Source organism: Neisseria blantyrii (assembly GCF_962747855.1).
GTDB classification, from domain to species: Bacteria; Pseudomonadota; Gammaproteobacteria; order Burkholderiales; family Neisseriaceae; genus Neisseria; species Neisseria viridiae.
The window spans coordinates 1-13,787 of the sequence record NZ_CAUIZY010000014.1 but is presented as its reverse complement, the minus strand read 5'-3'; the positions used below and the strand labels follow the sequence as shown (position 1 = coordinate 13,787).

General features: G+C 49.6%; 12 protein-coding genes and 2 pseudogenes. 8 read left to right on the top strand and 6 right to left on the bottom strand.

The genetic code is table 11. The features are described 5' to 3' along the window. Positions 1-128: 128 nt before the first annotated feature. Positions 129-2,792 carry a pyruvate dehydrogenase (acetyl-transferring), homodimeric type gene (gene aceE, locus Q9J80_RS09670; RefSeq protein ID WP_304672829.1) on the bottom strand — a complete coding sequence of 888 codons (2,664 nt, stop codon included), beginning with the start codon at positions 2,790-2,792 and terminating at the stop codon, positions 129-131. Positions 2,793-3,487: 695 nt separating this feature from the next. Between aceE and Q9J80_RS09665 the strand changes: the two genes are divergently transcribed. Next, on the top strand, positions 3,488-5,200 hold the full coding sequence (locus Q9J80_RS09665; protein ID WP_301672924.1) for a proline--tRNA ligase: 1,713 nt from the start codon (positions 3,488-3,490) through the stop codon (positions 5,198-5,200). A 62-nt stretch (positions 5,201-5,262) separates the two neighbouring features. Further along, positions 5,263-5,919: a fumarylacetoacetate hydrolase family protein gene (locus Q9J80_RS09660; RefSeq protein ID WP_002232607.1), complete on the top strand. Its 657-nt coding sequence runs from the start codon at positions 5,263-5,265 to the stop codon at positions 5,917-5,919. Positions 5,920-5,928: 9 nt separating this feature from the next. Here the strand turns inward: Q9J80_RS09660 and ruvX are convergent, their stop codons facing one another. From ruvX to Q9J80_RS09640, 4 genes and pseudogenes are all read right to left on the bottom strand, one after another. Then, positions 5,929-6,384: a Holliday junction resolvase RuvX gene (gene ruvX / locus Q9J80_RS09655; protein ID WP_304671685.1), complete on the bottom strand. Its 456-nt coding sequence runs from the start codon at positions 6,382-6,384 to the stop codon at positions 5,929-5,931. Continuing rightward, positions 6,377-6,925 (bottom strand): YqgE/AlgH family protein, encoded by a 549-nt coding sequence (locus tag Q9J80_RS09650; protein ID WP_301672925.1) that lies wholly within the window; start codon positions 6,923-6,925, stop codon positions 6,377-6,379. The genes ruvX and Q9J80_RS09650 overlap by 8 nt, the downstream gene beginning before the upstream one ends. Before the next feature lies 1 nt (position 6,926). Continuing rightward, positions 6,927-7,271, bottom strand: a pseudogene (locus Q9J80_RS09645) (CreA family protein); the annotation flags it as partial. A gap of 272 nt (positions 7,272-7,543) precedes the next feature. Next, entirely contained in the window at positions 7,544-8,158 is a 615-nt protein-coding gene (locus Q9J80_RS09640) for a hypothetical protein (RefSeq protein WP_304673194.1), read from the bottom strand. 252 nt (positions 8,159-8,410) lie between these two features. On the opposite strand from Q9J80_RS09640, the gene Q9J80_RS09635 reads away from it, so the two are divergent. After that, positions 8,411-8,866, top strand: coding sequence for a DUF4948 family protein (locus Q9J80_RS09635; protein WP_301672895.1), 456 nt, complete (start codon positions 8,411-8,413; stop codon positions 8,864-8,866). A 112-nt stretch (positions 8,867-8,978) separates the two neighbouring features. Next, positions 8,979-10,223: an ATP-dependent Clp protease ATP-binding subunit ClpX gene (gene clpX, locus Q9J80_RS09630; RefSeq protein WP_301672896.1), complete on the top strand. Its 1,245-nt coding sequence runs from the start codon at positions 8,979-8,981 to the stop codon at positions 10,221-10,223. Between the two features lie 106 nt (positions 10,224-10,329). On the opposite strand, the gene Q9J80_RS09625 is transcribed toward clpX, so the two are convergent. Then, positions 10,330-11,523, bottom strand: a complete 1,194-nt coding sequence (locus Q9J80_RS09625; RefSeq protein ID WP_301672897.1) for an acetylornithine/succinyldiaminopimelate transaminase — start codon at positions 11,521-11,523, stop codon at positions 10,330-10,332. A 403-nt stretch (positions 11,524-11,926) separates the two neighbouring features. Here Q9J80_RS09625 and Q9J80_RS09620 point away from each other — a divergent pair, with 403 nt between their 5' ends. From Q9J80_RS09620 to Q9J80_RS09605, 4 genes and pseudogenes are all read left to right on the top strand, one after another. Then, on the top strand, positions 11,927-12,427 hold the full coding sequence (locus Q9J80_RS09620; RefSeq protein WP_301672927.1) for a hypothetical protein: 501 nt from the start codon (positions 11,927-11,929) through the stop codon (positions 12,425-12,427). An 84-nt stretch (positions 12,428-12,511) separates the two neighbouring features. After that, positions 12,512-13,066, top strand: a complete 555-nt coding sequence (locus Q9J80_RS09615; RefSeq protein ID WP_002216993.1) for a hypothetical protein — start codon at positions 12,512-12,514, stop codon at positions 13,064-13,066. Positions 13,067-13,135: 69 nt separating this feature from the next. Next, positions 13,136-13,282, top strand: coding sequence for a hypothetical protein (locus Q9J80_RS09610; RefSeq protein ID WP_301672898.1), 147 nt, complete (start codon positions 13,136-13,138; stop codon positions 13,280-13,282). Between the two features lie 268 nt (positions 13,283-13,550). Next, positions 13,551-13,787 (top strand): annotated as a pseudogene (locus tag Q9J80_RS09605) (hypothetical protein); the annotation flags it as partial.

Here is a 13,787-nt window from a genome sequence, read left to right as displayed (position 1 = left end):
ATTTTCAGTTTGATGCCGTCTGAAAACTGTTTCACACGGCATCGGTACAGTTTGTTAAACCATTCAAGCATTCGGTTTTCAGACGGCCTGATGTCTGAACGAAGCAAACAGGCCGTCTGAAACATCAATTAGCGTTTCCAGCTAGGAGCTGAATCGGCTTTGATACCATATTTTTCAATGGCTTGTTGAACGGTTTCTTTGCTGACTTTGCCTTGCTCGGCCAATGCGCTCAATGCAGCAACGGCAACGTTGTAGCGGTCAACTTCGAAGAAGCGGCGCAGGTTGGCACGGCTGTCGGAGCGACCAAAGCCGTCAGTACCCAAGACGTGGTAGTCGTTAGGGATGTAGGCGCGGATACGGTCAGCATAGCTGCGGATGTAGTCGGTAGCGGCAATAACCGGACCGTCATGACCTTGCAGCTGAGAAGTAACAAACGGTACTTTTGCAGTTTCCAAAGGATTCAGGCGGTTGAAGCGTTCCACTTCGATAGCGTCGCGATGCAACAGGTTGAATGATGGGCAAGACCAGATGTCTGCTTCTACGCCGAAGTCGGCTTTCAACAATTCAGCACCAGCAATGACTTCTTGCAGGATGGTACCGGAACCCATCAATTGAACTTTCTTGTCGCCTTTGCCGCCAGCTTTCAGCAGATACATACCTTTCAGGATGTTTTCTTCTGCGCCTTCAGGCATATCTGGGTGAGCGTAGTTCTCGTTCATCAGGGTGATGTAGTAGAACACGTCTTCATTATTGGCATACATACGGCGCAGACCGTCTTGTACGATGACGGCGACTTCGTATTGGAAGGTCGGGTCATAAGATACGCAGTTCGGAATCAGGTCGGCCTGGATGTGGCTGTGGCCGTCTTCGTGTTGCAGACCTTCGCCGTTCAGCGTCGTACGGCCGGCAGTACCGCCCAACAGGAAGCCGCGCGCGTGCATATCGCCCGCCGCCCATGCCAAGTCGCCGATACGTTGGAAACCGAACATGGAATAATAGATATAGAACGGAATCATGGCGAAGTCGCTGTTCGCATAGCTGGTCGCAGCAGCAATCCAGTCAGCCATGGCACCCGGTTCGTTAATACCTTCTTGCAAGATTTGACCGTCAACAGACTCTTTATAGAACATCAGTTGGTCTTTATCTTGAGGAGTGTATTGTTGGCCTTTAGGGTTCCAAATACCGTATTGGCGGAACATACCTTCCATACCGAACGTACGGCTCTCATCAGGAACGATAGGTACCACGCGTTTGCCGATTTTTTTGTCTTTCAGCAAAGTAGACAGGATGCGGACGAAAGCCATAGTGGTTGAGAATTCACGGTCGCCGCTGGATTTCAGTTGAGTCTCAAATGCTGACAGTTCAGGCACTTCCAGAACTTCTTGGGTAGGTTTGCGTTGAGGCAGGTAGCCACCCAAAGCTTCACGGCGTGCATGTAGGTATTTGTATTCTTCGCTGTCGGGAGCAAAAGTCAGGTAAGGCAGGTCACCACTGTCGATTTGCTCGTCGGTAACAGGAATGTCAAAGCGGTCACGGAATTGTTTCAGAGAAGCTTTGTCCATTTTTTTAGCTTGGTGGGCAACGTTTTGACCTTCGCCGGATGCGCCCATGCCGTAACCTTTAATGGTTTTAGCCAAAATGACAGTAGGTTTGCCGTCAGCGTGGTTCACTGCGCGGTCGTAAGCGTTGTACACTTTTTGAGGGTCGTGGCCGCCGCGGTTCAATGCCCAAATCTCATCATCGGTCATATCAGCGACCAATGCTTTCAGTTCAGGCGTATTGAAGAAGTGTTCGCGAACGTATGCACCGTCTTTGGATTTGTAAGTTTGGTAGTCACCGTCCAAGCACTCTTCCATACGTTTGCGCAGGATGCCATCTTTATCTTTTGCCAAGAGGAGGTCCCAACGACGACCCCAGATGACTTTCACAACATTCCAGCCGGCACCGGCAAAGTTGCCTTCCAGCTCTTGAATGATTTTGCCGTTACCGCGTACTGGGCCGTCCAAACGTTGCAGGTTACAGTTGATGACGAATACCAAGTTGTCCAAGCCTTCGCGTGAAGCCAGAGCAATAGCACCTTGGCTTTCAGGTTCATCCATCTCGCCGTCGCCACAGAATACCCATACTTTACGGCCTTTGGTTTTAGCCAGACCGCGAGATTCCAAGTATTTCAGGAAGCGTGCCTGGTAGATTGCCATCAATGGGCCAAGACCCATAGATACAGTTGGGAATTGCCAGAAGTCAGGCAACAGGTGAGGGTGAGGGTAAGAAGGCAGGCCTTTACCGTCAACTTCTTGACGGAAGTTGTTCAATTGGTCTTCGGTCAGGCGGCCTTCGACAAAGGCGCGGGCATAGATGCCCGGGGAGGCGTGTCCTTGGAAAAAGACCAAATCGCCTTCTTCACCTTCACCTTTGGCTTTCCAGAAGTGGTTGAAACCGACTTCGTACATGGTGGCGGCAGATTGAAAAGATGCGATGTGCCCACCCAGTTCCAAATCTTTCTTGCCGGCGCGCAATACGATGGCGGCGGCGTTCCAGCGCACGAATGCGCGGATGCGGTGTTCGATGTTTTGGTCGCCCGGAATGCCTTTTTCGTTTTCAACCGAAACGGTATTCAAATACGGGGTGGTCGTGCCATGTGGCATACGTACGCCTTTGTCGCGGCAGTATTTGACCAGGTTTTCCAAGAGGTATTGCGCGCGTTCGCCGCCTTCATATTCGAGGACGGAGCTTAACGCGTCCAGCCACTCTTGGGTTTCGATAGGGTCAACATCGTGTAATTGGGTGGACATAGTATCTATCCTTTATGTTGAGTGTTTAATCGGCAGGGAGGGTGTAGCCAACCCCTTTATTTTCGTTTGTGAAAAATAATAAGCAAAAACGAAAATTTCTAAATCAAACCGAAACAAAACAATTTAAGTCCAATGTTTTCAAAAAATTATAAAAGTCTTGGAAACAAGGGAAAACTTGAAAAAAATGTTCGGTCTGCTCCACACGAAATCCTATCAGCAATCGGGTCTGCTGGCAAATAACCATGCTTTTAAAAGCAGGTTTTATACTGAAGTTGGCGTTTGGTAAGGACAGGTCTTTTTGATTGCGAAAACATTCTGTTTGATTTTGGTTATATTTTTTCGGAATTGTGGGATGTCGAATCGTTATGTCTCTGCCGGCAATTTCCCTATTGTAGAAAATCTATACACAAGCTTTGTGGATAACCGTGTTGATAAGCCACGGCTTGTGTTAAAAAAGTCTTACGCAACAAATGTACGCTTATTTTGATTAAAAAATAGGCACATTTAAATCTATAAAAATCATGTGATTATGTTCAATATGATGTTTCTGGTCATGTTTTTGCCGTCTGTTATGGGATTTGTCCCGCGCTTGGGGCAGGGGGTGAATTTTGGAGGTTGGTGCAAAACCTGCTTTTTTCGCGTTACAATCTGCACCCGATTTACTTTTGAATCTGCCTGTTTGGAAAAATACTTTTATGAAAGCCAGCCAATTCTTTATCTCTACTTTAAAAGAAGCCCCTGTTGAAGCCGCACTTGCCAGCCACAAGCTGATGATTCGTGCCGGCTTGATCAAAGCCAACGCATCCGGTCTTTATACTTGGATGCCAATGGGTCTGCGTGTATTGCGCAAAGTTGAAAATATCGTGCGTGAAGAAATGGCTCGCGCGGGTAGCGTGGAGCTGCTGATGCCGGTGGTACAACCTGCCGAACTGTGGCAGGAATCCGGTCGCTGGGAATTTTATGGTAAAGAACTGCTGCGCCTGAAAGACCGTCATGACCGCGATTTCTGTATGGGTCCGACTTGCGAAGAAGTCATTGCCGACATCGTGCGCAAAGAAGTCAACAGCTACAAACAACTGCCGAAAAACTTTTACCACATCCAAACCAAATTCCGTGATGAAGTGCGTCCGCGCTTCGGTGTGATGCGTGCGCGCGAGTTTGTCATGAAAGATGCTTATTCCTTCCATGCCGACTACGCCTCGCTTCAGACGACCTATGATGCCATGTATGACGCTTACTGCCGTATCTTCACCCGTCTGGGCTTGGAATTCCGCCCCGTTGCCGCAGATACCGGCAGCATCGGCGGCACCGGTTCGCACGAGTTTCAAGTGTTGGCGGAAAGCGGCGAAGATGTGATTGCATACAGCGACACTTCCGATTATGCCGCCAATGTCGAGCTGGCACCGACCTTGCCGCTCAAAGGCGAACGCGCCGCTGCTCAGGCCGAGTTGACCAAAGTACATACACCAAACGTCAAAACCATTGAGTCTTTGGTTGAATTCCTGAATATTCCGGTTGAACAAACTCTCAAATCCATCGTGGTTGAAGGCGAAAATGAAGGCGAACTTGTCCTGCTGCTGTTGCGTGGCGACCATGAGTTTAACGACATCAAGGCAGAAAAACTGGCGGGCGTGAAATCGCCACTGACCATGGCAAGTCCTGCCGCGATTATCGAACAGTTCGGCGCAAACGGCGGCTCTCTCGGTCCCGTCGGCTTCACAGGCAAAGTCTATGCCGATTTCGCCACTGAAAAAGGCGCGGACTGGGTCATCGGTGCGAACGAAGACGGCTACCACTATACCGGCTTCAACTTCGGGCGCGATGCCGCCGAGCCTGAATTCGTCGATTTGCGTAATGTGGTCGAAGGCGACGAAAGCCCCGACGGGCAAGGCCGTCTGAAACTGGCGCGCGGCATCGAAGTCGGACACGTTTTCCAATTGCGCGACAAATACACCCAAGCCATGAACGTAAGCTTCCTTGACAACAACGGCAAATCGCAAATTATGGAAATGGGCTGCTACGGCATCGGCATCACCCGCGTCGTTGCCGCCGCCATCGAGCAGAATAACGACGAAAAAGGCATCATCTGGACCAAAGCAATGGCGCCGTTTGAAGTCGTTATCGTGCCGATGAACTACAAAAAATCAGACACCGTACGCGAAGCCGCCGACAAAATCTATGCCGAATTGCTGGCGGCAGGCGCGGATGTGCTGCTGGATGACCGCGACGAACGCGCAGGCGTATTGCTGAACGACTCCGAGCTGTTGGGTATTCCGCACCGCATCGTCATCGGCGACCGCGCTTTGAAAGAAAGCAATGTCGAATACGCCGAACGCCGCAACAACGAAGCGCAGGCAGTTGCAATCGGAGAAATTGTTGCGCGTGTAACAGCTTCATTAAATGGGTAAGCTTGGTCAAATGCCGTCTGAAAATAATTTCAGACGGCATTTTTATTTGGGGAGAAAGTGAAGTGGCCTCAGTATTTTTAGAAGGAGAAGCAGTCGAGGTCGGCAATATTTTCTGTATCGGCAGGAACTATGCCGCACATATTGAAGAGTTAAAAAACGAAATACCTTCCGAACCTGTGGTGTTTATGAAGCCGTCAGGCAGCATTTTGAATAGCGGCGGTACAATCTTACTGCCCGAGTTCAGTAGGGATGTGCAGTTTGAGTGCGAACTCGTGCTGCTGGTCGGTAAGGATTCAGACGGCATGGGAGAGGGTGAAGATATTTTGGGATGTGTGGCGGGGTACGGCGTGGGTTTGGATTTGACCGCGCGAGACATCCAATGCCATCTGAAGGCGCAGGGGCTGCCCTGGCTGAAGGCAAAAGGGTTCAGGCATTCCGCGTGCGTGTCGGATTTTGCGGCGGCAGGCAGAATCAGCAATCCCGAGAAGGTGTTGTTTTCATTAAAACAAAACGGCGTATTGAAACAGCGCGGGGATACCGGTTTGATGATTTACCCGATTCGGGAAATTTTACACAAACTGGCGGCGGATTACGGTTTGGGGAAAGGGGATTTGGTGTTTACCGGAACGCCCTCCGGCGTGGGCGCAATCGGTGCGGGGGACAATTTGGCATTGGAGCTGGACGGCTTGGTGCGCGCCTCTTTCACGGTAGGGTGTTAACCGCGCCGCTTAACCCTCACGCCCGTTGAAACATTCCGCCGGACCGCCCTCGAAAAAACCGTGCAAGATGGCTTGCGCCGCCACTTGGTCGAGCACCGATTTGCGTTTTTTGCCGAAGACCTGTGCTTCCGAAAGCAGGCTTTCGGCATAGACGGACGACAGCCGTTCGTCAACCCAATAGACGGGGAGATTGAACCTGCCGTTCAGCCTGCGTCCGAACTTGCGCGACAGGTGCATCATTTCATGTTTCGTGCCGTCGGTATGCACGGGCAGTCCGACGACAAAATAACGCGGCTGCCATTCTTGAACCAGCTTGGCGATTGCCGCGAACTTTTCATCGTTGCTGCCGCCGGTAACGGTGCTCAAAGGATGGGATAGCCCTAATTCCGCGTCTCCTTGTGCCACGCCGATACGCGCTTCGCCGAAGTCGAATGCCAGTGCCGTTCCTTTTGGAATTTTATGCATGGCCGGCTCCCGAAAACAGGGCGAGCGGGTCGATGCCGAGTTTGGCGAATGCGGCGGCGTAACGGTGTTCGTAGGGGATGTCGAACAGGATGTGTTTGTCGGCGGGAACGGTCAGCCACGCATTGTCGGTAAGTTCGCGTTCGAGCTGCCCTTTGCCCCAACTCGAATAGCCTATGCTGATCAAGGCTTTGTCAACCGCACCTTCGCGTGAAATATTTTCAATCACGTCTCGGGAAGAGGTCAGCGCGATGCCGTCTGAAACGCCGATGCTGCTTTGCCAGTTGCCGACCGGCGTGTGGACGACGTAACCGCGCTCGACCTGCACCGGCCCGCCCATCATCACGCTGTCGTGCTGCATCCGCATGGGGATGTTTTTGCCGGTGGCGGAAAAAATCATGTCCATCGTAATCGGAGAGGGTTTGTTGATGGCGATGCCGAGTGCGCCGTCTTCATCGTGTTTGCAGATATAGACGACCGATTGTGAAAAAAATGCGTCTTCCATATCGGGCATGGCGACGAGAAAGTGGTTGGAGAGGTTCATATCAGCGTTTGTCGGGATTTTCTATCGGGTTGGAAATAATGCAGGCGCCGGCAAGCAGTTTGCCGGAAGTATCGGCTTGCACCCCATCGGCTTGCGGTATGCCGCCGCCGAAACAGGAAACCGCGCTTAAGGAATTTTTCGGCGAGCCTTGGACGATTTTATCGCTATAAACCAAATAGGCGAAGGCTTTGCGTTTGGGGTCGTAATAACGGACAATCTGCCGGCTCTTGAACGCGAAGCTCGCACCGTGCTTGAAAACTTCTTTCGGTTTGCGCACGGCGGTTTCGTCAAAAGAAATCGAAGATGCCGTCTGAACGCACGAAACCGATGCGTCGGACGCGTCTTCTCCCGCCTGTCATAGCTCCACTCATGCAGAAGCACGTTGCCGTCCCAGGCATAGCGATGGCATGTGTCGTGCGTCTCTTTAAGGATACGCCTGCCCAAGGCATCGTACTCAAACCTTATGGTGGCACCTTCGGGTGTGCGTACGCTCCTGAGCATGCCGTTGCCGTACCACTCGTAGGCGGTATCTCCCTCCTGCCAGCCATAATGAGCCTGCAATTACTTGTCATTGAGGGAACTAAGACATTAGTACTCTTGATTTTGCCGAAAAGGTCATTATTCCGGTGGCAAAGCCCCAAAACAACTATTGTGACCATCAATTGCTTCTTTTAATACTGGCAATTTTTCATATCCAATTCTTTTAATTCCTGATTTTTTTATTTGTTTTAAAATTTCGTCATTCACAATAATACCTGTTAAAGCGCTTGGAAAGAAAGTGAGATTTGGGATAGATTTATCCACAATATACCAACTATTTAATGGCAAAGGAAAATATAAAACGACTCCGCACTTTTCACATATACTACAAGTTGATTCTTTCCCTCCCCTTATATAAATTCTAAATTTTGGAACAACTGAAATGTATTCTTTGGATACAGTTTTGTTTACATCATAAACCTTTCCTACAAAATATACATTCTCAATATTTTGAATGCCCAGTAATGAAACAATATCTTTATGTAACATTCCAATAAATGTACCTCTTGCGTAGGTAATTGGAGCAAAACTTTTTTTTATTTTTTCATTTAGAAAGACATCAATTGCTGTATGTTTAATGATATTTCCACAATCGCACATTATATTCTCTTGTTTCAATTGATCTATCCAACTGTCATCTCCTTCGGGAACATTTTGTGTGGGGTCGCTAATTTGATAAAACATTTTTTCCATTATGGGTGTACTTTAAAATTTCCTTTATAGATATAATGAAGCTATCAAAATAGGTTTCAGACTATATAATAGATATGGAGGAACTCCTTCTTTTTTAACGGCTCAAGTTATCTTAGATGAAATCTATAAATCTTATCAAGATAACAAACCTGTAAATATCAAGAAATGCCTAAATCATCAATATTCTTTTTAATTACATTCATTTTTTTGCTTTTTGGGTGTACAAGAAATAATGTGTCGTCAGATCATCAAATGTTAGAGCATTTCAAGCTCTACGAGTCTGAATTTGAGAGATTGAGAAAAATTTCTGTTAAGTACGATGGATTTCATTATCCCCCTTATGACGAAACAGATAGTACGGCCCATGTTATCTCATCTAAAGATAAAAAGGAATTGGACTCTTTAATCAAGAGACTGGATATTATTAGTATACAGTATGATGGGATATCAGAAGTATGCTTGCTCTTTCATACATGGGGTGTTTCTATCAGTGGAGGGTACAAGGAGTATGTCTATACTCCAAATCTTGAGAATCATATAAAGAACTACGATAAAGAGGTTGCCTTAGATCCCAGCACTGAAATGTATATCGTAGAAAGAATTACGGAGGAAGATTTGGATCAAGTTGCTCAAAGATATTCTGCAAATATAGAGTTATATCGTCCTATAAAAAATGGTTGGTATATACATCTCAGTCGAGAGAATTGATTCTTGAGATGTATGCTATTCTTTTATATTGATAAGCACGGATATAGTTATTATACTTGGCAACCCGAACGGCGCGTGCCGTTTCTGCAACGCATACATTGTAAAGAAAGCCATGTCCAACGAAAACCGTACCTGTTCCTTTTGCGGAAAATCCAAATCACACGTCAAACATTTGATTGAGGGCGAAAACGCCTTTATCTGCGACGAATGCGTCTCAAACTGTATTGAAATATTGCATGAAGACGGAAATGACGGCACGCCTTCGGAAAGTGCCGGAGGGGAGCCGGAGGAATCCGGCAAGCTGCCCACTCCTGCCGAAATCGTCGCCAACCTTAACGACCACGTTATCGGTCAGGAACAAGCCAAGAAAGCCTTGGCGGTGTCGGTGTACAACCATTACAAACGCCTGCGCCACCCTAAAGCCGGCGGTAATGTCGAATTGTCGAAATCCAACATCCTGCTTATCGGCCCGACCGGATCGGGTAAAACGCTGTTGGCACAATCTTTGGCACGCAAACTGGATGTGCCGTTCGTGATGGCGGATGCAACCACGCTGACCGAGGCAGGTTATGTCGGTGAAGACGTCGAGCAAATCATTACCAAGCTTTTGGGTAAATGTGATTTCGATGTCGAAAAAGCCCAGCGCGGCATCGTCTATATCGACGAAATCGATAAAATTTCACGCAAAAGCGACAACCCGTCGATTACCCGCGACGTATCCGGCGAAGGTGTGCAACAAGCCTTACTGAAACTGATTGAAGGTACGGTGGCTAGTGTTCCGCCCCAAGGCGGTCGCAAGCATCCAAATCAGGAATTTATCAACGTCGATACCACCAACATCCTGTTTATCTGTGGCGGTGCGTTTGCAGGCTTGGAAAAAGTGATTCGCCAGCGCACAGAGAAAGGCGGTATCGGTTTCGGTGCGTCCGTTCACAGCAAGGACGAAAATGCCGACATTACCAAGCTGTTCGGTATTGTCGAACCGGAAGATTTGATTAAATTCGGCCTGATTCCCGAACTGATCGGACGTTTGCCCGTGATTGCAACACTAGAAGAACTGGATGAGGACGCGCTGATTAATATTTTAACCGAGCCGAAAAACGCTTTGGTCAAGCAGTATCAGGTCTTGTTCGGCATGGAAAACGTCGAGTTGGAATTTGAAGAAGGCGCATTGCGTTCCATTGCGCGTCAGGCAATGGAACGTAAAACCGGCGCGCGCGGCCTGCGTTCCATTGTCGAACGCTGCCTGCTCGATACGATGTACCGCCTGCCCGATTTGCAAGGCTTGAAAAAAGTGGTGGTCGGCAAGGCAGTCATTGAAGAGGGCAGGGAACCGGAATTGGTGTTCGAGTCCTGATGGCAAACAAAACCACTTCGGAACGCCGAACCACGTTTCCGAAGCGGTTTTTTGTTTCTGATGCCGTCTGAAGCCTTCCGGTCTTCAGACGGCATCTGCTTTCTGCCTAGGGGCGGTTTGCGGCGGCAAATTCCACCAGCACGTTTTCCAGACGCGCCAAACCTTCCGCCATATCTTCATCGTTCAACAGCAGCGAAGGCGCGAAACGCAATACGTCCGCACCCGCAACCAAAATCATTACGCCGTGTTTCAACGCGGCGGCGGCGATTTCGGATGCGCGTCCGCGATAAGGCGCGTCCAACACGCAGCCGAGCAGCAGCCCCATCCCGCGAACCTGTGAGAACAAGCCCGTTTTCCTGCCCAAATCCAGCAATGCCGTCTGAAGTTTCCGCCCCTGTTCACGGACATGGTTTAAAGTTTCGGGCGCATTGATGATGTCGAATGCGCGGCTGCCGACCGCACACGCCATCGGGTTGCCGCCGAAAGTCGAGCCGTGCGTACCCGGTTGGAAGGCGGCGGCAACCTCTTCCTCCGCCAGCATCGCGCCGATCGGAAAGCCGCAGCCCAAGGCTTTTGCCGAACTCAAAATATCGGGAACAACGCCGTAATGTTCATAGGCAAACAGCCTGCCTGTATGCCCCATACCGGTTTGAACTTCGTCCAAAATCAACAACGCATTGTGCCGGTCGCACAGACGGCGCGCGGTTTGCAAATATTCCGCAGTGGCGGGCAGGATGCCGCTTTCGCCCTGTATCGGCTCGATGATGACCGCGCAGGTCTGTTCGCCGACGGCAGCTTCCAGAGCGGCAATATCGTTGAACGGAACGTGCGTAATACCTTGTGGCAGCGGTGCATAATCCTTGCTGTATTTCGGCTGGCCGCCGACGGACACGGTAAACAGCGTGCGCCCGTGGAAACTGTTGATACAGGCGACGATTTCGCTTTTGCCTCCGCCGAAACGGTCGCGCGCATATTTCCTCGCCAGCTTCAACGCCGCCTCATTCGCCTCCGCGCCCGAGTTGCAGAAAAAAACCTTGTCGGCAAAGCTGTTTGCAACCAATTTTTGCGCCAATTCCTGCGCCGGACGCGTCGTATAGATATTGGAAATGTGCCACAGCTTGTGCATCTGCGCGTTTAAAGCATCGAAAAGGGCAGGGTGGCAGTGTCCCAGCGCGTTAACGGCGATGCCGCCTGAAAAATCAATATATTCACGCCCTTCCGTATCCCAAACGCGGCTGCCTGAAGCGCGTTCGGGAATCATCGGTGCAAAGGCGAAATTGGGGGTCAGATAGTTTTGCATAATTGCTCCTGATTGCGGTTTTGCTCGGGATTATGCACCGTTTTTCAAGGCGGATAAAGGGAAATTGCCGACAATATCGGGTAGCGGTAAAAATAAACTGAAATATTTTCAATAGGATAGATGAAAAATCAAAAAAATTTCGATAAAGTGCTTGAGGCGCGGCAGCGTTTTGATTTAAACTCTCCCCCATATTTTTATCTTCAGACGGCATTTCATCATGCAAGGCAAAATGTTTACAACCGCTTACTGCTATTGGTACCACACAGACGTGCGGTACTTTTTTGCGCTTGCTTGAAATCCATCCCATACGCAAAACAGGCCGCTCGAAAACGGGGCGGCTTTTTTGTTACCTTCACACAGGTCGCCCGATTCGGCAACACACGGCAGAATCAGAAAAATGACCATGAATGCAATGCCCCAAACCGCCGCACAAAACGAAACCCTGCACACTTGCAGCATTATTGTCGATGATGCACGGGATTTTTCCCCCATGCTTCTTAATGCAGGGCGGGACGACATACTCATCAGCGAATCGATGATTCCGCAAATCCGCACCGTTGCCGCCCTGATAGCCGCCGAACGGCACGACTTCAGCCGCAGCAGCCCCGCCGAGTTTACCGATGCCGCCGATTTTTTTGCCGCACGGATTCTCGTATTGGGTGTGCGACGCTTCCATCTTGACGTATCGCTGCTTCAGATTTTGAAAACCGCAAACAAGCGCGCCCGCCGCTTTGCCGAAAAACACCGCCTGTTTTTCACACCCGCACAAGCCGAATTGAGCCTGAACAAACACAAAAACCGCCGCCTGCTGACCGTAGAAACCGAACACGAAGTCGAAAACAAAGGCAACCCAGTCGCCAACAGCCTCGCATTTGTCCGCAAACTGCACACCCTGCCCCTGTAAACATCACGATTTGTCGGCAGAATGCTTGCCAAAATTCCCGACGGCGATACAATAAAACCGATTTTCCACCCAAACAGGACACACATGAAAAAAATCATCGCCTCCGCGCTTATCGCAACATTCGCACTCGCCGCCTGCCAAGACGACACGCAGGCGCGGCTCGAACAGCAGCAGAAACAGATTGAAGCCCTGCAACAGCAGCTCGCACAGCAGGCAGACGATACGGTTTACCAACTGACTCCCGAAGCAGTCAAAGACACCATTCCTGCCGAAGCACAGGCAAACGGCAACAACGGGCAACCCGTTACCGGTAAAGACGGGCAGCAGTATATTTACGACCAATCGACAGGAAGCTGGCTGCTGCAAAGCTTGGTCGGCGCGGCGGCAGGCGCGTTTATCGGCAACGCGCTGGCAAACAAATTCACACGGGCAGGCAACCAAGACAGTCCCGTCGCCCGGCGCGCGCGTGCAGCCTACCATCAGTCCGCACATCCCAATGCGCGCACCAGCAGGGATTTGAACACGCGCAGCCTCCGTGCAAAACAACAGGCGGCGCAGGCGCAGCGTTACCGCCCGACAACGCGCCCGCCCGCCAATTACCGCCGCCCCGCTATGCGCGGTTTCGGCAGGAGGCGGTAAACCCGTCGCGCCAATGCCGTCTGAAGGGCTTTCAGACGGCATTTTTGCATTTGTTAGGGGGGCATTGTTATGTTGCCGTTTGATTTTCAGACGGCATTTCGTTTCCAAGCGTTTGATGTCGGGATGGAAATTTTGACTTACGTGCGTTGGCAGGGCGGCATTGTCATGCCGCCGTTGGGTTTTCAGACGGCATCATATCGAACCGTCAAACCGTAGGGCGAGCATTCTTGCCGACCGATGCAAGGGCGGGATTTGGCGGGCGGGAATGCCCACCCTGCATCTGAACCTTTCCGCGTCATTCCCGCGTAGGAAGGAATCTAGGTATTTGAATTTACATAAATTTCAATCGTTACCAAAGCGGAAAAGGGTTTTTATTGCAGCCTAATCCTTTGGGTATCAAAGCCGGGCGGTGCTGAAACATTATAAAGGGTTTATTACACCAAGAGGAACAGCATATCCAATTTATGGAAGATAAGGAAATGATATGATATCTATTTTTAAAGTTTATTACGATATTTATGAATTTAATGGAGAACTATTAAAAAGATGTATATTTTTAGATGAAGAAAATAATGAAATAATTAAAGATAGAATATATGAATACTTAATTTATGTTTTAACAGGAGACCTTTATCTACAAAAAGACATTGATGAAAATTTAGAATTTATCCATCAAGCAGAAAATAATCCCAATGAAGTTTATTCAGGAGGTGGACAAGGT